Source organism: Streptomyces sp. NPDC002623, assembly GCF_053592635.1.
In genome coordinates this window covers 28389-47155 of sequence record NZ_JBSFWB010000032.1, presented here as the reverse complement: position 1 = coordinate 47155, position 18767 = coordinate 28389, and the positions used below count along the sequence as shown (strand labels likewise).

Sequence of the window (18767 nt, the reverse complement as noted above, 5' to 3'; positions counted from 1 at the left end):
CCCCTGAGGGGCGCTCTCCTCACGCCGATGTTCCAAGGAGGCAAGCCCCACGATGCCTGACGTTCTCAAAGCGCCGCTTGTCGTCGAGTTTCCGTTCACCCGGTCTCTCGGGCCCGTGCAGAGCGCGTTTCTCACCGGTCTGCGGGAACGGGTCGTCCTCGGGGTGAAGGCGACCGACGGCCGCACCCTCGTCCCGCCCGTCGAGTACGACCCCGTCACCGCCGAGGAGATCCACGATCTCGTCGAGGTCGCCGCCACCGGCACGGTCACCACCTGGGCCTGGAACCACGCCCCCCGCCGCGGCCAGCCCCTCGGCACCCCCTTCGCCTGGGTCCTGGTCCGCCTCGACGGCGCCGACACCGCCCTGCTGCACGCCCTCGACGCCCCCGGCCCGGACGCCGTCCGCACCGGAATGCGCGTCCGGATCCGCTGGGCCGAGGAACGCACCGGCGCCATCACCGACATCGCCTGCTTCGAACCGTACACAGGCGAACCGGGCCGGCCGTCCGGCAGCCACCCGGGAGAGTTCGAAGGCGAGCGCGTCTCCGGGATCGTCGCCCCCGCCCGCCTCGACTACAGCTACTCGCCCGGCCGCGCCCAGTCCGCCTACATCGCCGCGCTCGCCACCCAGCGCACGGTCGGCGAACGCTGCCCGTCCTGCCGCAAGGTGTACGTGCCACCGCGTGGCGCCTGCCCCACCTGCGGCGTCCCGACCGCCGAACAGGTCGAGGTCGGGCCGCGCGGCACGGTCACCACCTTCTGCATCGTCAACATCAAGGCGAAGAACCTCGACATCGAAGTGCCGTACGTCTACGCCCACATCGCCCTCGACGGCGCCGACCTCGCGCTGCACGGACGCATCGGCGGCATCCCCTACGACCAGGTCCGCATGGGGCTGCGCGTCGAACCCGTGTGGACGCAGGGCGCCCGCTACCCCGACCACTACCGGCCCACCGGCGAACCCGACGCCGACTACGACGTCTACAAGGAGCTGCTGTGACCCGCGAGGAACCCTCAGGCTTCCGCGACATCGCGGTGGTGGCCTTCGCACAGACCGACGTCCGGCGCACCACCGACGAGCTCTCCGAGGTCGAGATGCTCATGCCGGTCCTGCACAGCGTCCTCGACCGGACCGGCCTGAAGACCGCCGACATCGACTTCACCTGCTCCGGCTCCAGCGACTACCTCGCCGGCCGCGCCTTCTCCTTCACCCTCGCCCTCGACGGCGTCGGCGCCTGGCCGCCCATCTCCGAGTCCCATGTGGAGATGGACGGCGCCTGGGCGCTGTACGAGGCCTGGACCAAGCTGCTCACGGGAGACGCCGACACCGCGCTCGTCTACTCCTACGGAAAGTCCTCGCCCGGCTCCGTACGCGACGTCCTCACCCGCCAGCTCGACCCGTACTACGTCGCCCCCCTGTGGCCGGACTCCGTCGCCCTCGCCGCGCTCCAGGCACAGGCCCTGATCGACGCCGGCGACACCGACGAGAGCGCCCTCGCCGCCATCGGAACGCGCAGCCGACGCGTCGCCACCCTCAACTCCCATGCCCAGCTGCGCGGTTCGGTCCCCCCGGGCGACTACGCCGTGCGGCCGCTGCGCACCGGCGACTGCCCGCCCGTCGGCGACGGGGCCGCCGCCGTGATCCTCGCGGCCGGGGAACGCGCCCGCGAACTGTGCTCCCGGCCCGCCTGGATCCGGGGCATCGACCACCGCATCGAGGCCCACTCGCTCGGCGTGCGCGACCTCACCGACTCGCCCTCCACCCGCCTCGCCGCCGAGAAGGCGGGCGCGTTCGAACGGCCCGTCGACACCGCCGAACTGCACGCGCCGTTCACCGCACAGGAGGTCGTCCTGCGCAAGGCGCTGCGGCTGGACGACAGCGTGCGGGTGAACCTGTCCGGCGGCGCCCTCGCCGCCAACCCGATGATGGCCGCCGGCCTCATCCGCATCGGCGAGGCCGCCGCCCGCATCCACCGGGGCGAGTCCGACCGCGCCCTCGCCCACGCCACCTCCGGCCCGTGTCTCCAGCAGAACCTGGTCGCCGTACTCGAAGGGGAACCGCGATGAGCAAGGAGCCCGTGGCCGTCGTCGGGATCGGCCAGACCAAGCACGTCGCGGCCAGGCGGGACGTCTCGATCGCCGGGCTGGTCCGGGAGGCGGCCCGGCGCGCCCTCGACGACGCCGAGCTGACCTGGGCCGACGTCGACGCCGTCGTCATCGGCAAGGCCCCCGACTTCTTCGAGGGCGTCATGATGCCCGAGCTGTACCTCGCCGACGCGCTCGGCGCGGTCGGCAAGCCGATGCTGCGCGTGCACACGGCGGGCTCGGTCGGCGGCTCCACCGCGCTCGTCGCCGCGAACCTCGTCGCGGCCCGGGTGCACGGCACCGTGCTCACCCTCGCCTTCGAGAAGCAGTCCGAGTCCAACGCCATGTGGGGACTGTCCCTGCCGATCCCCTTCCAGCAGCCGCTGCTCGCCGGGGCCGGCGGGTTCTTCGCACCGCACGTGCGCGCCTACATGCGACGCAGCGGCGCGCCCGACACCGTCGGCTCCCTGGTGGCGTACAAGGACCGGCGCAACGCGCTGAAGAACCCCTACGCGCACCTCCACGAGCACGACATCACCCTGGAGAAGGTCCAGGCCTCGCCCATGCTGTGGGACCCGATCCGCTACTCGGAGACCTGCCCCTCCTCCGACGGGGCCTGCGCGATGGTCCTCACCGACCGGGCCGGCGCCGCCCGCGCGCCCCGCCCGCCCGCCTGGATGCTCGGCGGCGCGATGCGCAGCGAACCGACCCTCTTCGCCGGGAAGGACGCCGTGTCGCCGCGGGCCGGCCAGGACTGCGCCGCCGACGTCTACCGGCAGGCCGGCGTCACCGACCCGCGCCGGGACATCGACGCCGTCGAGATGTACGTGCCGTTCTCCTGGTACGAGCCCATGTGGCTGGAGAACCTCGGCTTCGCCGACGAGGGCGAGGGCTGGAAGCTCACCGAGGCCGGGGTCACGGAACTCGACGGCGACCTCCCCGTCAACATGTCGGGAGGCGTCCTGTCCACCAACCCCATCGGCGCCTCCGGCATGATCCGCTTCGCCGAGGCCGCGCTCCAGGTGCGCGGACAGGCCGGGGAACACCAGGTGGAGCGGGCCCGCAGGGTCCTCGGGCACGCCTACGGCGGCGGCTCGCAGTTCTTCTCCATGTGGCTCGTCGGAGCGACGCCCCCGCAGTCCTGAACGGGGTCCCGCACGGGGTCCCGAAAGGTCCTTCTCACGTGCTCTGTCCGCGTCCGGAACCGATCGCTAGGCTGACCCGCGGACGACCGACCGGGAGGAGCACGGACGTGGCCGAGAGCACCATCCAGCAGCAGCCGCTCACGGGCTGGGACAAGCCGGAGCTGGACCTCAGCAACGCCGAGTGGCAGTCCAGCAGCCAGGGTCGGGGGGATGTCCAGATCGCCTTCGTCGAGGGATTCATCGCGATGCGCAACAGCGGCCGCCCCCAGAGCCCTTCCCTGATCTTCACGCCCGCCGAATGGGGAGCGTTCGTGTCAGGGGCACGGGAAGGGGAGTTCGACCTGACCTGAGACCGGCCGAACCGGGGGTGTTCCTCCTCGATTTCCGGACACGCGACCTCGTACCCCCTCCTGGGGCCCCGCCTGGGCAAGGCTGGCTCCAGCAGGACGAAGGTCGAGTTCCCGGAGGTGAGGACCATGAGCACGCTGCCGGTCGTCGCGGCGGTCGACGGTTCCGAGGACGGCTGGCGAGCCCTCGACTGGGCCCGCGACGCCGCCCACCGCCGCGGAGCGCCGCTGCGCGTGGCGCACGTACGCCACCACGCCGTCTGGACGCCGCCCGGCGCCCCCGCGGTCGTACCGCCTTCGCCGGAGGACGACCCGGTGCTCGCCGAGGCCCGCGCCCGGCCGACCGCGGCCGAGTACGGGCCGCGCCCGGAGTACGTGGGCCTCGACGGCGCGCCCGGTGCACTGCTGCCCGAACTGGGCGCCGAGGCCCAGCTGTTGGTGCTCGGCTCCCGGGGCCGCGGCGGCTTCGCGAGCCTGCTGCTCGGCTCCAACAGCCTGACGGCCGCCCGGGACGCCGAGTGCCCGGTCGTGGTCGTGCCCCGACCGGGCCGCACGGTCGACGTCGTACTGCCGGCCGAGCCCGGCCCCCGGGTGGTCGTGGGCCTCAAGGTGGACAGCCCCGACGACACCACCCTCGACCTGGCCTTCACCGAGGCCGCCCTGCTCGGCGCGCGCCTCCAGGTGATCGCGGCCTACCCCTGGCCGATCGAGACCTGGACCGCCCCCGGCGACCTGCCCGCCCCGCTCTACGACCAGGACGCCCTCGAGCACGAGACGGCCGCCCTCGCGGACGGTTTCCTCGCCCCGCACCTCGAGCGCCACCCCGGCGTCCACGCGGACCCGCTCCCCGCCCCCGGCGACGCGGCGGCCCTCCTCGTCGCCGCCTCCAAGGACGCCGACCTGGTCGTGGTGGGCCGCCACCGCCGCCGTCTGCTGACCCCCGCCCGCATGCTCGGCTCGGTCACCCACGCAGTCCTCCTGCACGCGGCATGCCCGGTGGCAGTAGTCCCCCCGACAGACCCCCACTGACACCCACCCAGGGACGCGAGGAACCGCGCACGAGGCCGACACCGACGCCCACAAGTCACGAACGTTCAGGTGTCCACCTCAGGGGCGCGGGGAACTGCGCACCAGTCCCACGCCCGCTGATTGCGGACGCCGACCCGTCCCACCAAGGGGCGCGGGGAACTGCGCGACCAGCCGGGACGGACCCGCACCCGACATCCGACCCACACGCGAGAACATCGCCGAACGGCAGCACGTACCATGGCCGCATGTCGTTCCTCCGCCGCCGTAGCGCCACGCCCGCCGGGCCCGACTTCGACGTACTGGCCATGGACCCGGGCGACTGGCCCGGCAATCTGGGCGCCGGCCTGCTGCCCGCCCCGGACGGCAGCTGCCAGGGCGTCTTCCTGCGCTACGACCTCTTCGGCGGTCGCGGCCCCGCGATGATCATCGGCAATCTGCCCGAGGGCTCCCCGGCCCGCGAGGTGGACGAGGGCGAGGTCCCCTTCGAGGTCGCCCAGCTGCTGCTCGCACTGGAGAACGACGAGGAGGTGACCGTCGTCGGCACCGAGGACATGCCCGTGATGCAGGGCGACAACCTGCTGATCGTGCGCCGGCTGAAGCTCTCCGAGGGGCGGATCTCCTGCGTGCAGTTCGACCGCAGCGACAACGTCCTGGTGACCATCGCCGCCTGGGACCGCCCCATCACCGACGACCTGTACGCCCTGCTGAAGCCGCTCCCGGCGGAGCTGTTCCAGCAGGGCTGAAGTCCGGCTAGGACGCCGTCAGCTCGACGTCCGCGGCCCGCACGAACGCCACCCGGTGGCCGTACTGGATCTCGTAGTACATGTCCTGGCCGACGACGACCCGGTGCGATCCGGTGGCGAAGGTGGTCGCGTAGTAGTACTCGCCCGGCACCTTGTCCCCGACCACGTACTTCTGGCCCTTCGGCAGGGTGTACTGCAGCGCCGAGACCGCCTGGACCGGCACCCCCGCCGGGTAGGCCCCCGCTTCGGGGTAGGCGCGGCCGTACACCGGAACGCTGTCGCGGCCGTCCTTCGGGGTCACCGTCCGACCGGTCGCCGGGACGGCCGCCGGCTGCGCCGCCGGGTTCTTGAACCAGGCCTTCTCACCGAGGTACCAGATCGCCGTCCAGTCACCCCACTGGTCGGCGACCGCGTACTGCTGGCCGGTCGAGGCCCGCGCGGAGATGTCGTTCACCCCCGCGGTCGGCCCCGAGCCCTGGCCGACGTCCTTGACCAGCGCGGACTTCTCGTCGTGGTCGGAGTACAGCCGCACCGCGCCGGAACCGTGCGCCGCGCACGGCAGGCCCTTCCCGCCGCAGTCGGTGTACACCGGCTTGTTGGCGGTGTAGTCCGGCCGGATCGTCACCAGGCCGCCGTCGCTGTCGGCCGCGGCGGCGAAGGGCTGTTCCATCAGCTCGAAGTAGTGCCGCCAGTCCCAGTACGGGCCCGGGTCGGTGTGCATCCCGGAGACGGACGCGGCCGTCGGACCGGGCACGTTGTCATGGCCCAGGATGTGCTGCCGGTCCAGCGGGACGGCGTACTTCTCGGCCAGGTACGTCACCAGGCGCGCCGACGACCGGTACATCGCCTCCGTGTACCAGGAGTCCGGGGAGGCGAGGAACCCCTCGTGTTCCAGACCGATCGACTTGGAGTTGACGTACCAGTTGCCGGAGTGCCAGGCCACGTCCTTCGCCTTCACATGCTGGGCGACATGGCCGTCGGTGGAGCGCAGCGAGTAGTTCCAGGACACATAGGTGGGGTCCTGGACCATGTTGAGCACCCCGGCCCAGCCGCCCTCGGTGTCGTGGACGACGATGTACTTGATGCCCGGCGAGGCCGGCCGGTCGGCGACGTCGTGGTTGCCGTAGTCGTTGTCGCCGAACTCCTCGTACGGCGCCGCGATCCACTCGCAGGACACCGTCGTCGGGCACTCGGTGCCCGCCGCGGAGACCGTGCGCAGACCGGACTTCCGCAGCTGGGCCCGGCGCGGGACCAGCCCCGGCTGCGCGGCCAGGGCGACCGTCTCACCGGAGTCCGTGGTGCGCCGCTCGCCGGTGCGGAGCACGTCGAAGACGTCGTTCGCGTAGGCCGCGGCCGTCGTGCTGTCGTCCGCGCCCGGGAAGTCGGCGACCGCGCCGTACCAGTCCGCCGGGTCGGCGCTCAGGGGCTCGCCCAGCTGCCGCTGGGCGGCGGCGAGGAGCGCGGCGCCGCCCGCGATGTTGGCGGCGGGGTCCGTGCGCAGGTCCGCGGCGCTCAGACCGGTCAGTTCCGCCGCCCTCGGCAGGGTCTTGAGGCGGGCCGGGAGCTCGCCGCTCGACGGAGGTCTCAGGCCCGCGGACGGATGCGGGGCCGGGCGCGCGGAGCCGCCTCGGGCGTCCCGTGCGCCCTGGCCGTGGTGCGCGGCGCCGGCCAGCGCGGTGCGGGCGTCGGTGAGGTGCATCGGGCCGTAGCCGCCGATCACACTCGGCGCTCCGCCGTGCGTGTCCCAGCGGGACTGGAGATAGGAGACGCCCAGGAGCACGCTCTGCGGCACGTGGTACTCGGCGGCCGCGGCGGCGAAGGCCCGCTGCAGGCCGGTCGCCGGGGCAGTGGGCTCGGTCGCGTCGGCCGGCGACGCCGCGCCGAGCAGCGGGAGCAGCAGAGCCGCCGACGCCAGGGCGCCTGCGGCTCTACGGGTTCGTCCGGGGGGTCCGGGGGGAATGACGGGTTTTCGCAAGGCGGTCTCCTGGGGGACGAGCCGGCGTGGGACGATAACCTGTCAATCATGCTCATATACGGGTGATTTCCCTCGGCAAGACACCGCGTCCGCACAGAGGAAGCCTTCGAACATACGAAGGTCCGCGGTGCGCCGTGTCGGGGCGTACCGCGGACCTTCGTCCCCTCAGCGAGTGCCGACCGCCGCCCGCACCGCCCGTCGGGCGAGCTGGCAGTCGTCGTGCAGCCGCCGCAGCAGCAGGCGCTGTTCCTCGCCGGACGGCGCGGCACCCGGGTGGGCCGCCCCCGGGGCCGTCGGGGTCGTGTCGTGCATCGAACGCTGCACGGCCGTCTCGTAGGTACGGATCTCGCGGGTGAGGACCAGCATCAGGTTCACCAGGAAGGCGTCCCGCGAGGCCGGGCCCGCCGACTGGGCGATCTGGCTGATCTGACGGCGCGCCACCGGTGCGTCGGCCAGCGCCGACCACAGCGTCGCCAGGTCGTAGCCCGGCAGATACCAGCCTGCGTGCTCCCAATCCACCAGCACTGGACCGGCCGGTGAGAGAAGGATGTTCGACAGGAGGGCGTCGCCGTGACAGAACTGGCCCATGCCCTGCCGGCCCGCGGTGGCCGCGATGCCGTGCAGCAGCTTCTGGAGGTCGCCCAGGTCCCGGTCGGTGAGCAGACCCAGCTCGTGATAACGGGAGATCCGGGCGGCGTAGTCGAGCGGCGCGTCGAACGTCCCCGCCGGTGGCCGCCAGGCGTTGAGCCGGCAGATCGCGCCGAGCGCCGCCCGTACGTCCGCCCGGGGCGGGGCCTCGGTGGGATGCCGCTGAAGTGCCGCCACGCGCCCCGGCATCCGCTCGATCACCAGTGTGCAGTTGTCCGGGTCCGCCGCGATCAGTCTCGGCGCCCGCACCGGGGGGCGGTGCCGGACGAACGTGCGGTACGCGGCTATTTCGTGCCGGATCCGCTCCGCCCATACAGGGGAGTGGTCCAGTAAACACTTGGCGACGGCCGTACTGCGTCCTGTCGTGCCGACCAGGAGCACCGAGCGGCCGCTGCGGCGCAGCACCTGGACCGGGGCGAACTCCGGGCAGATCCGGTGCACCGACGCGATCGCCGTGCGCAGCTGGGCGCCCTGAGGGCCGGACAGGTCGAGTCTTCCGCTGAGCGGTTGCGTGCCGATCGCCGCGGGGCGCCGGGTCAGACCCGCGCCGAGCGCGGGGCCCGCCGACCGCGCAGGGTCGAGGTAGGGGCCGCCGCCGCCCGGGCGGGAGTGCAGCGACCGGGGCGGGGCGGACACGGAGGACGATGCTGCGTACATGGGAGAAACAGATCCCTTCGTGTGCCGGACGTCAGAACGCTGCCCCGACCGGTCCACCCGGGTGCACCCTGGGGAGTGTCCCTCGGCGACCGGGTCGGGGTGGCGCTTTCCTACCTGACACCCGTCGCCCAGTGGCACACCATCTGGCGAACCCTGGCGAACCCTGGCGAATAGTCGCCCGGCAACTTTCCCGGGGCTACTGTCAACTCAGCCGAGAACCTGGGGGCTTGACGTGAGCGGACAACCCAACACCCGTCTCTCGGATCTGTTCGGCCTGGCCGGCTGGTCCAAGGGTGAACTCGCGAGGCTGGTCAACCGGCAGGCGGCGGCCATGGGCCACCCCCAACTGTCGACCGACACCTCCCGGGTGCGGCGGTGGATCGACACGGGAGAGATCCCGCGCGATCCGGTGCCGCGGGTGCTGGCGGCTCTGTTCACCGAGCGTCTCGGCCGTGTCGTGACCATCGAGGACCTCGGTCTGGTCCGGCACGGGCGTACAGGGAAACGGCCCGGCGGCGGGAGTGTCGAACATCCCGACGGTGTGCCGTGGGCGCCCGAACGGACTGCTGCGGTCCTCACCGAATTCACGGGAATGGACCTCATGCTCAACCGACGCGGCTTGGTGGGCGCGGGTGCAGCGCTCGCCGCGGGATCAGCTCTCAGCAGTGCCATGTACGAGTGGCTCCACACCGACCCCACCCTCTCCGCCGACGCAACCGTCATCGACCATCCCCACCTCCATCATGCCGACCCCGCTGGGTTCGACCGCTACGAGGCGGCCCCCATCGGAACGGAGGAGGTCGACGAACTCGAGCGCTCGGTCGAGGTGTTCCGAGCCTGGGACGCGGCCCGCGGTGGCGGGCTGCAACGCAAGGCCGTCGTGGGACAGCTCAACGAGGTGGGCGGCATCCTCGCCTACCACCACCCCACCCATCTCCAGCGGCGCCTGTGGGGCGTCGCGGCCAACCTCGCCGTTCTCGCGGGCTGGATGTCGCACGACATCGGCCTGGAGCCCACGGCCCAGAAGTACTTCGTCATCGCCGCCCACGCGGCGCGCGAGGGCGGCGACCGGCCGCGGGCCGGCGAGGCGCTCTCCCGGGCGGCCCGCCAGATGGTCCACCTCGGCCGGCCGGACGACGCCCTCGACCTGATGAATCTGGCCCAGTCCGGGGCCGGCGGCGAGGTGCTGCCGCGCACCCGGGCGATGTTCCACACCATCGAGGCCTGGGCACAGGCGTCGATGGGCAAGGGACAGGCCATGCGCCGCACCCTCGGCCGGGCGGAGGACCTCTTCGTCTCCGACAAGGGCGATGTGACACCGCCGTCCTGGATGCAGACCTTCCGGGACGAGGATCTGTACGGCATGCAGGCCCTGGCCTACCGCACGCTGGCCGAGTTCGACCCGCAGGCCGCCGTGCACGCCCAGCACTATGCGGAGAAGGCCCTGGCGCTGCGCGTCGACGGGCGTGAGCGGTCGAAGATCTTCGACCATCTGTCCATGGCGTCCGCCTGCTTCATCGCGGACGACCCCGAACAGGCGGACCGGTTCGCCCGGTTGGCCCTGATGTCGATGGGGTCGAACTCCTCCCGGCGCACCTGGGACCGGCTGAGCCAGATGTACCGCCTCACCGCGGAGTACGCCAACTACCCGAGGATCAGCGAGCTGCGCGAGGAGATCAGGCTGGCCCTGCCGAAGCAGAAGGGGGGCAGGTCCGGCAGCAGCGCCCAGACGTGAGGCTCACGAAGTGGTGAGGCTCACCTGGTGACCCGGGCGACGAGCACACAGGCGTCGTCCGCACGTTCGGCCTGGTCGCATTCCTCCAGGACGATCCGTATGCAGTCCTGTGCGCTGCGCGGAGCGCACAGCCGGGGGGCCAGTGCGAGGAGCCGTTCTGCGGGCGCCAGTCCGTCGGTGTGCAGCAGGAGCAGGTCGCCTTCTTCGAGGGTCTCCTCGGCCTGCCCGTAGGCGGCGTGTGCGGTGGCTCCGAGGAGCACGCCCTCCGGTGCGGTCAGCCGGCGCCCCGTCCCGTCGCGGAACAGCAGCGGGGCGGGGTGTCCGGCCTGCGCCCATGCCAGGGTCCGGGTCTCCGGCCGGTAGCGGCAGCAGACGGCGCTGCCCAGGGCCGGCTGGACGGCGGCGTCGAGTAACTGGTTGAGCCAGGACATCAGTTGGGCGGGCCGGGTGCCTGCCATGGCCATGCCGCGCAGGGCGCCCAGCAGCATCGCCGTGGTCGAGGTGACGGCCGGGCCGTGTCCGGTGAGGTCGCCGACGCTGAGCAGCGTCTGGCCGTCGGAGAGTTCGAGGGCGTCGTACCAGTCGCCGCCGATCAGCGAGGTCGTCGCGGCGGGCAGGTAGTGGGCGGCGAGGTCGAGCGAGCGGGGGCCCTGGTGCGGCAGGCGCACGGAGCCGCGCCACGGCGGCAGGACGGCCTCCTGCAGTTCGACCGCGAGCCGGTGCTCGGTCTGCGCCCGGTGGCGCTGGCGCTGGAGGGAGTCACCGCTCTCGCGCACGGTGCGCTGGCTGCGGCGCACCTCGCTCACGTCCCGCAGGACGGCCCACATCGAGGCGGTGCCGCCCTCGGCGTCGAGCACGGGCTCGCCCATCATGTGCACGGTGCGCGGCTCGCCGTCCGGGCGGAGGACGCGGAACTCCCCGTCGATGGGCCGGGCGTCGATCAGGCAGTCCGTGACCATCGCCGTGAGCTTCGGCCGGTCCTCGTCGAGGACGAGGGAGGGCAGTTCGTCGAGGGTGAGCGGGGGAGCGGAGGGGTCGCGGCCGAGGATCCGGTAGAGCTCCTCGGACCACACGGCCTCGTCCGTCAGCAGGTTCCATTCGGCGCTGCCGACCCGGCTGAGCAGCGACTCGCGCCGGGCGGTCGCGGGCGCGGCGGCCGGCACCGGCGGCGGGCCGTCCCGCAGCTGGGCCAAGTGTGCGTCGAGGTCGTCGAGTTGGTGCAGGGCGAGATCGTAGAGCGCACGCTGCCAGCGGCCCTGCGGGTCCGTTCCGTCGTCCTGCGCGGTCTGGCGAACCGCGTCCATGTCGCCCTTGAGCCGTCGTGTCTGGGTGATCAGCGCGTCGACCGAGCCGCGCCCTGGCGGCTGGGCGGCTGAGCGGTCCGCAGAGACATGGGGCGGCATGACGCACTCCGATGCGGGAACGGTACGACGAAGGCTGACGCAAGGGCCGTTACGACTGTTGCACAGCCCGCGACACCCTGTAAGGGATTTGGCAACACACGATTCGGTGATGCTTCCGGCATATGCCAGTGTCCTCGCGGAGGGTCGGCGAGGGGTGGGTCATGGGTGCCCGGAGGGGATCAAGTCGTAGGTGACGTACGTGACTTGGGGGACTCCTGAGGGGGGCGAGGTGGCTGTCGGGCTCGCGTTCTACGGCTTTATGTTCTATAGGTCTACCCATGTGACGCAGGTCACATGAATTCGATCCCGGTTTCGCGTAATGCGAAGCGCCTCTATGAGGTCGTACATGCATGGACATCACTCTTGAACAACCCGTCCGCGCCAGCTTGATCACCGCGGACGACCAGGAGCTGCCCGTGCCCGCCACGCTCCGCTATGCCGCCACCGACCCCTTCGCCGTGCACGTCGACTTCCCGTCGGAGGTCTCCCTCGCCGGCGAGGCGGTCACCTGGACCTTCGCCCGTGCCCTGCTGGAGCAGGGCGTGAGCGGCCCGGCCGGGAGCGGGGACGTGCACATCTGGCCCTGCGGGCCGGACCGCACGGTGATGGAGTTCCACTCCCCGCTCGGGATGGCCCTGCTCCAGTTCGACAGCGGCGCCCTGCGCCGATTCCTGCTGCGCAGCTACGCGGTGGTCGCCGCGGGCCGGGAGGACGTCGGCGCCGCGGTCGACCAGGGGCTGCAGGCCCTGCTCGGCAACGTCTGAGAGCCGCGCCGCGGGGGAACGGCGTCAGTACCGCAGGACCCCCGCGATCCCGTCGGCGTCGGACAGGGCGCCGTCGGGCACGAAGCGCACGTCGGCGCGCGTCTCCAGGCACTGCTCGACGATCTCGTCCACGATGTCCTCGCGGGCGTCGAGGTCGCCGCTCACGGCCGGGACGAGGTGGTCGCCGTCGTCGCGGACCGTGACGCGGTAGTTCTCCTCGACGGCCAGCAGCCGGATCCGGCCCTCCCGGGCGCTCTGCCAGACCTCGTCGACGCCGGCCGCGAACTCCTTGCGGCCGAGCGCCGATTCCAGCGCCCGGCTGACCGTGTCCACGCTCCTGAGCGCCTCGGCGGCGACCATCGGGCGCACGGCCTGCCACACCGCGTCCGGCGTGCCGTGGGACAGTCCGCCGTGCGGGATGTGCACGGCGGCCTTGGTGACGGTGCCCAGCTCGTCGAGGGCCGACAGCGCCGCCCGTTCACCGGTGACGTACAGCGGCCGCGGGGCCAGGCGCAGCAGCCGGCTCATCGCGAAGTCGGCCTCGCGCAGGAAGTGACGGGTGTCCTCGTCGCGGAAGGTGCTGGGCAGGTCGCCGATCCGCTCCCGGCGCTCGGCGTCGAAGTTCTCCCGGCTCCTGGTCAGCGGGAAGCCGCTGTTGTCCGCCTCGACGACCCGGTCGGCGCCGCCGTTCCACAGCGTGACGCGGTCGGCGGAGACCGACAGCACCCAGAACGGCCGTTCCGAGGCCTGGGCGGAGACCAGGTTGCGGGTCAGGAAGGTGTCGGAGAAGACGACGCGTTCGGGGACGGCGCGGGCCAGGGACCACACCTGGTGCTCGCCCGGGGCCGCGTAGATGACCAGGCCGTCCTCGGTGTGCGCCAGGTCGATCTCGGCGAGCGCCCGGTCGAGCTGCTCGGCGACGTCGGCGCGCCGCTCGCGGGTGACCGCCGGGTCGGCGTCCAGCTGCTTCTTCGCCTCGGCCACGACATTGCGCAACCGGACCCGGTCCTGGGCGTTCTCGGGTCCCCGGCGATGGGTCGGCGTCAGCACGGACACTGCGGGATAGGGGCGCGGGCGGCGCAGTTCGGAGAGGGTCGCGGGGCTGAGTGCGTACTCCATATGAGCACGATAGGTCCGATTCGTCCGCGGGGCATCGCCGGGATTTTTTTCTCGGCGGACGACGGTGACGCCGACCCCCGCCGCCGGTTACCGTACGCGTCAGTAACCGGGACAGCACTGCAGGAGGCACCCATGCCGCAGCTCGAAGTCGAGGGCGCAGCACTGACGTACGACGACGAGGGCCCGCGCGACGGCGACGGCGTGCCCCTGGTGTTCGTGCACGGTTGGACCGCGAACCGGCGCCGCTGGGACCACCAGGTGGCGCACTTCGCCGAGCGGCGCCGGGTGATCCGCTTCGACCTGCGCGGGCACGGCGAGAGCAGCGGGGCGGGGGTGAAGACGGTCGCGGAACTGGCGCGTGACCTCCTCGCCCTTCTCGACCATCTGGAGATCGAGCGGTTCGTGCTGGTCGGCCACTCCATGGGCGGGATGATCTCGCAGACCGTCGCCCTCTCCCACCCGGAACGGGTCGAGCGCATGGTGCTGGTGAACTCCATCGGCCGGATGACCTACAGCCGGGGCAGAGGCCTGCTGATGGGGGCCTCCACCCTCGTCCCGTTCAAGCTGTTCGTCGCCGCCAACATCCAGCGGGCCTTCGCTCCCGGCTACCCCCGCGACGAGATCCGCGCGTACGTCAAGGCCTCCGCGGACACCCCGCGCGAGGTGGTCATGACGCTGTACGGCGCCATGCGGGCCTTCGACGTCCTGGACCGGGTCGGGGAGATCCAGGCCCCGACCCTGATGATCCACGGCTATCACGACATCCAGCTCCCGGTGCAGCAGATGCTGCGGATGGCCAAGGCCTATCCGGACGCGGTCGTCCGCATCCTCGACGCCGGCCATGAGCTCCCCGTCGAGAAGCCGGCCGAACTGACCGCGGCGATCGACTCCTTCGTGACCGTCAAGCCGTAGCGGCCGTCCCGCGGACGGCGCTCAGCCGAAGCCGTCCGGGGTCGCCGCCTTCCAGTCCGCCGCCCATGACTCCGGCGGCCCGGCGAGGAGTTCGCCCGGCGCCAGCCAGTCGTACAGCTCCGCGTACGAGCGCAGCCCGCCCGGCCCGGACCTGCGGAGCAGATGGGCGGGGGTGAGCTCGCCGGGCTCGCGCACGCCCATCGCGGCCATGATCCGGACGGCGTCGCGGACCGTCTCGCGCTGGTAGTGCAGGACCCGCCGGGCCTTGTCGGCGACGTTCAACGCATGTGCCCGCAACGGGTCCTGCGTCGCGACGCCGGCCGGGCAGGCGCCCGTGTGGCAGCGTCGGGCCCGGACGCAGCCGAGGGCGAGCATCATCGCGCGGGCCGCGTTCGTGTAGTCGGCGCCCTGCGCGAGACGTCCGACGATGTCCGCGCCGGTGGCCACCCGGCCGCTCGCCCCGATCCGCACCCGGTCCCGGAGCCCGACGCCGACCAGGGCGTTGTGCACGGTGATCAGCCCCTGGGTGAGCGGCATGCCGAGCCGCCCGGCTGCCTGCGTCGGGCCGGAACCCGTGCCGCCCTCCGAGCCGTCCACGATCACGAAGTCGGGTGTCACCCCCTCCGCCGCCATCGCCCGGCAGAGGGCGAGGAACTCCCGCCGCGACCCCACGCACAGCTTCAACCCGGTCGGCTTGCCGCCCGCCGCCTCGCGCAGCCGGGCCAGGAAGAGCACCAGCTCCCGCGGCGTCGAGAACTCCCGGTGACAGGGCGGCGACACCACCGTCACGCCCTCCGGAACCCTCCGCTCCCGCGCGACCTCGGCGCTCACCTTCGCGGCCGGAAGCACCCCGCCGCTTCCGGGGGCCGCCCCCTGGGACAGCTTCACCGACACGCACTTCACCTCGGGCAGGGCCGCCTTGTCGGCGAACTCCCGTGCGTCGAAGCCGCCGTCGGGAGCGCGACAGCCGAAGTATCCCGACCCGATCTCCCAGACGAGGTCGCCGCCGCCCCGCAGGTGGTACTCGGACAGCCCGCCCTCCCCGGTGTCCTGCGCGAAACGGCCCAGTGCCGCACCGCGGTTGAGAGCGAGGACCGCCTGCGGCGACAGCGCCCCGAAGCTCATCGCGGACACGTTCAGCAGCGCCATGTCGTACGGCAGACGGCAGTCGGGCCCGCCCACCCGCACCACCGGCGGCTCCTCGGCCGCCTCCACCGGGCGCAGCGACGGCACCAGGAACTCGTCCCCCTCCGCTCCCTCCGCCGCGCGGGCATCGCTGGTGCGCGCCGACCGTGTCGGGTACCGCAGATGGGCGAGGAGCGGGTAGTTGCGCGGGAGGGAGCGACGGCGTTGCAGCAGGTCCCGGCCGCCCAGACAGGTCAGCGCCAGCAGCGGCCCGGCCGCGAGCCACCACCGGGCCGACAGGGCGAACGAGGCGACCGTCGCCCCGGCCGCGGTGAGGGCGACGAGCAGCAGCGGCAGGAAGCGGCGCACTCAGTCGTCGTCCTCTTCGGGCCCGCACGAACTGCCGTTCGGCGGGAGGGAGCCGTACAGCAGGAAGTCGTCGACCTTGCGGTGCACGCACTTGGACGACCCGTACCCGGTGTGGCCCTCGCCCTTGTTGTCGAGCACCACGGCCGAGGCCCCGAGCCGCTCGGCCGTCTCCTCGGTCCAGCGGTAGGGGGTCGCCGGGTCGCCTCGGGTGCCGACCAGGAGCAGCTTCGGGGAGTCGAGGTCCTTCACCTCGTCGCGGATGTAGTCGGTGCCCTTGGGGCGGCCGTAGCACATCAGGACCTCGGTGAGGCGGTACTGCCCGAAGACCGGCGACGCCTTGTCGTACGCGGCGCGCAGCCGCTGGAGGTCCGCGGTGATCTGCTCGGCGGTGGGGCGGTCCGGGTCGTCCGCGCAGTTGATCGCCATCAGCGCGGCGGGCAGGTTGTCGTGAGGGACGTCCTCCGCGTCGACCAGCGCACCGGGGGAGGGCTCGTCGCGGAGGGATGTCCGCAACGGTGCCCGCAGCGGTGTCGGGAGTGGCGTGCGCAGCGGTGTCGGGAGTGGCGTGCGGAGCGTGAAGGGGAGCGGGAGGGCGAAGCCGCCGCCCACGAAACCCAGCACCCCGCCGGCGTCGCCGCTCTCGACCAGCTGGGCCAGCGCCCGCTCCAGCAGCGGCCACAACTCCCTGCTGTACAGCCCCTGCCCGAGGGCCCCGACGAGGTCCTGGCCGGTGAAGTCGCCGCCGAAGTCGGTCGGCAGCGGATCCTCGTCGAGCGAGCGGACGAGCCGTACGACCTCCTGGCGGGCCACGCGCGGATCCTGGCCGAACGGGCAGGCGATGTCCTTCACGCACCAGCCGACGAAGTCGTCCAGGGCCACCTGCTGCCCCCGGGCGCCCACGATCCCCTGCTCGGTGAGCGGCTCCGTCAGCGTGTCGACGCCGTCCAGGACCACCCGGCCCACCTTGTCGGGGAACTGGGCGGCGTAGACCGCGCCGAGCCGGCTGCCGTACGAGAAGCCGAGGTAGTTGAGCTTCTTGTCGCGCAGCGCCTGCCGCATCACGTCCAGGTCCCGTGCCGCGTCGACGGTGCCTATGTGCGGCAGGACCGGACCGGAGTGCTCGGTGCAGTCGGCGGCCGCCTGCTTCAGCTGGGCGAGCAGTCTCCGTGGATCGGAGAGCGCCGAGTCGTCGTCCAGCGAGGCCAGCCCGCTCTCCTCGCCGTCCCCGCAGCTGACGGGGGAGGAGCGGCCGACGCCCCGGGGATCGAAGGTGACCACGTCGTAGCTGTCGGTGAGATCCATGAACCCCTTGCCTCCGATGGCGAGTTCAGGGACTCCCGGGCCGCCGGGGCCGCCGAAGTTGAGCACCACCGAGCCACGCTTGTCGCCCGTGGCCCGATAGCGGGCGAGCGCGAGGTCGAGCGTGCCCTTCTTGGGGTGGGCGTAGTCGACGGGGACCGTCAGCTTGGCGCACTGGAGGTCGTCGGGCATGCTTTCGCCCTTGCAGGCCGACCATACGACCTTCTGACCGTAGAACCGGGACAGATCGGGGCGGTCGTCCGCGTCGCCGGAGCCGCTCGCGGTGGCCGTCGGCAGGCCCGCCCCCAGCAGGGTCAGTGCGGCGGTCACGGCGAGCGCACAGCGTCGCAGCCCGGGCCGCGTCGACAGCTTGGCCAGCATCAGCGCCTCCAGGGACGCCTGCAGCGGTCCGCGGCGGCGCCCTCGATCACGATAAGCGGCCTCCTCGTGACCCGCCTCCGGGCGACAGAACGGTGCGAAAGGGCGTTCTGGCATAACCCGGATGGTTCGTCGGCGTTCTAACGGGTGCGGGCGACTGCCCGCGACTCATGTCTGGAAGGCAGGGACCCCATGAGACGGGTTACCCGAACCGGTGTGCTGGCCGTCGCCGCAGTCTCCGGCGCGATGGCTGTGACACTGCCCGCACACGCCGACTCGGCGGCGAACGGCGCCGCGGCAGGCTCGCCCGGGCTGATCTCCGGCAACGGTGTCCAGCTGCCGGTGAACCTCCCGGTGAACCTGTGCGGGAACACGGTGAACGTGGTGGGCGTGCTGAACCCCGCCGCGGGCAACACCTGCGCCAACAAGGGCAAGGCCGCCGCTCCCGGGGCACCCGGCGCGACCTCCGACGGAGGCGCCACCGCGCAGGGCGGCGCCCAGGGCTCTCCGGGCGTCGTCTCCGGCAACGGTGTCCAGCTGCCGGTCCATCTCCCGGTGAACGTCAGCGGCAACAGCGTGAACGTCGTCGGCATCGCGAACCCGGCGTTCGGCAACCAGTCCGCCAACGTCGCCGGCGAGAAACCGGGCGAGGGACCCGGCGAGGAGCCCGGCGAGGAACCCGTCGAGCCGGGGCATCCCTCCGAGCCCGAGCCGCCGGTCCGGCACCACCCGCCCTCGGAGCCTCAGGCCCCGGGTCCGAAGGACAACCCGCAGGCCCCGGCCCCGGCCCTGGCGGCGCAGGCCGCGGCGCCCGATGCCGTGTCCTCGCTCGCCCACACGGGAGCCGACGCCACGCTGCCCGCCCTCGTCGGCAGCACGGCCATGATGCTCGGCGGCGCGGCCCTCTACCGAAGGTTCCGCACGCGCACGGAGCGCTGAGCCGCTCCCGTCCCGCCGGACGGACGACCCGCAGGTCCCCGTCGGGCAGGTCGATGGGTCGACAGGTCGGCAGCCGAACTGTCGACCCATCGACC

Annotated in this window: 16 protein-coding genes; 10 read left to right on the top strand and 6 right to left on the bottom strand. The window is 72.5% G+C overall.

Translation table 11 applies throughout. The features are described 5' to 3' along the window. The first annotated feature begins 52 nt into the window (after positions 1–52). The 6 genes from ACWD4O_RS38330 to ACWD4O_RS38305 all read left to right on the top strand — a co-directional run bounded on the left by ACWD4O_RS38330 (position 53) and on the right by ACWD4O_RS38305 (position 5349). Complete coding sequence (locus tag ACWD4O_RS38330; RefSeq protein ID WP_451287354.1) at positions 53–1000, top strand: Zn-ribbon domain-containing OB-fold protein; 948 nt, start codon at positions 53–55, stop codon at positions 998–1000. After that, entirely contained in the window at positions 997–2067 is a 1071-nt protein-coding gene (locus tag ACWD4O_RS38325) for a thiolase domain-containing protein (protein ID WP_451287353.1), read from the top strand. Before ACWD4O_RS38330 ends, ACWD4O_RS38325 begins: the two co-directional genes overlap by 4 nt. Further along, a complete protein-coding gene (locus ACWD4O_RS38320) occupies positions 2064–3230 on the top strand; it encodes a thiolase domain-containing protein (protein WP_451287351.1) in 1167 nt (388 codons plus the stop codon). Before ACWD4O_RS38325 ends, ACWD4O_RS38320 begins: the two co-directional genes overlap by 4 nt. Before the next feature lie 107 nt (positions 3231–3337). After that, a complete protein-coding gene (locus tag ACWD4O_RS38315) occupies positions 3338–3580 on the top strand; it encodes a DUF397 domain-containing protein (protein WP_079657699.1) in 243 nt (80 codons plus the stop codon). Positions 3581–3706: 126 nt separating this feature from the next. Then, positions 3707–4606: a universal stress protein gene (locus tag ACWD4O_RS38310; protein WP_451287349.1), complete on the top strand. Its 900-nt coding sequence runs from the start codon at positions 3707–3709 to the stop codon at positions 4604–4606. A gap of 245 nt (positions 4607–4851) precedes the next feature. Then, positions 4852–5349, top strand: a complete 498-nt coding sequence (locus ACWD4O_RS38305; RefSeq protein ID WP_351909869.1) for a hypothetical protein — start codon at positions 4852–4854, stop codon at positions 5347–5349. 7 nt (positions 5350–5356) lie between these two features. Here the strand turns inward: ACWD4O_RS38305 and ACWD4O_RS38300 are convergent, their stop codons facing one another. Beyond that, entirely contained in the window at positions 5357–7324 is a 1968-nt protein-coding gene (locus ACWD4O_RS38300; RefSeq protein WP_451287347.1) for an N-acetylmuramoyl-L-alanine amidase, read from the bottom strand. A gap of 165 nt (positions 7325–7489) precedes the next feature. Further along, positions 7490–8629, bottom strand: coding sequence for an aminoglycoside phosphotransferase family protein (locus ACWD4O_RS38295; RefSeq protein ID WP_451287345.1), 1140 nt, complete (start codon positions 8627–8629; stop codon positions 7490–7492). A 232-nt stretch (positions 8630–8861) separates the two neighbouring features. Here ACWD4O_RS38295 and ACWD4O_RS38290 point away from each other — a divergent pair, with 232 nt between their 5' ends. After that, on the top strand, positions 8862–10364 hold the full coding sequence (locus ACWD4O_RS38290) for a DNA-binding protein NsdB (protein WP_351909863.1): 1503 nt from the start codon (positions 8862–8864) through the stop codon (positions 10362–10364). A gap of 20 nt (positions 10365–10384) precedes the next feature. On the opposite strand, the gene ACWD4O_RS38285 is transcribed toward ACWD4O_RS38290, so the two are convergent. Continuing rightward, positions 10385–11767: a PP2C family protein-serine/threonine phosphatase gene (locus ACWD4O_RS38285; RefSeq protein ID WP_451287343.1), complete on the bottom strand. Its 1383-nt coding sequence runs from the start codon at positions 11765–11767 to the stop codon at positions 10385–10387. A 350-nt stretch (positions 11768–12117) separates the two neighbouring features. Here ACWD4O_RS38285 and ACWD4O_RS38280 point away from each other — a divergent pair, with 350 nt between their 5' ends. Then, entirely contained in the window at positions 12118–12531 is a 414-nt protein-coding gene (locus ACWD4O_RS38280; protein WP_450950638.1) for an SsgA family sporulation/cell division regulator, read from the top strand. A 24-nt stretch (positions 12532–12555) separates the two neighbouring features. Here ACWD4O_RS38280 and ACWD4O_RS38275 read toward each other — a convergent pair whose 3' ends face one another. Then, the gene (locus ACWD4O_RS38275; RefSeq protein WP_451287340.1) at positions 12556–13650 is read right to left on the bottom strand and encodes a baeRF3 domain-containing protein; all 1095 of its coding nucleotides are present in this window, start codon (positions 13648–13650) and stop codon (positions 12556–12558) included. 132 nt (positions 13651–13782) lie between these two features. Between ACWD4O_RS38275 and ACWD4O_RS38270 the strand changes: the two genes are divergently transcribed. Then, a complete protein-coding gene (locus ACWD4O_RS38270; RefSeq protein ID WP_451287339.1) occupies positions 13783–14562 on the top strand; it encodes an alpha/beta fold hydrolase in 780 nt (259 codons plus the stop codon). A 21-nt stretch (positions 14563–14583) separates the two neighbouring features. Here ACWD4O_RS38270 and ACWD4O_RS38265 read toward each other — a convergent pair whose 3' ends face one another. After that, complete coding sequence (locus ACWD4O_RS38265; protein WP_451287337.1) at positions 14584–16056, bottom strand: glutamate synthase-related protein; 1473 nt, start codon at positions 16054–16056, stop codon at positions 14584–14586. Then, on the bottom strand, positions 16057–17736 hold the full coding sequence (locus ACWD4O_RS38260) for an alpha/beta hydrolase (RefSeq protein ID WP_451287335.1): 1680 nt from the start codon (positions 17734–17736) through the stop codon (positions 16057–16059). Positions 17737–17925: 189 nt separating this feature from the next. On the opposite strand from ACWD4O_RS38260, the gene ACWD4O_RS38255 reads away from it, so the two are divergent. Then, complete coding sequence (locus ACWD4O_RS38255; RefSeq protein WP_451287333.1) at positions 17926–18672, top strand: chaplin; 747 nt, start codon at positions 17926–17928, stop codon at positions 18670–18672. The last annotated feature ends 95 nt before the right edge of the window (positions 18673–18767 follow it).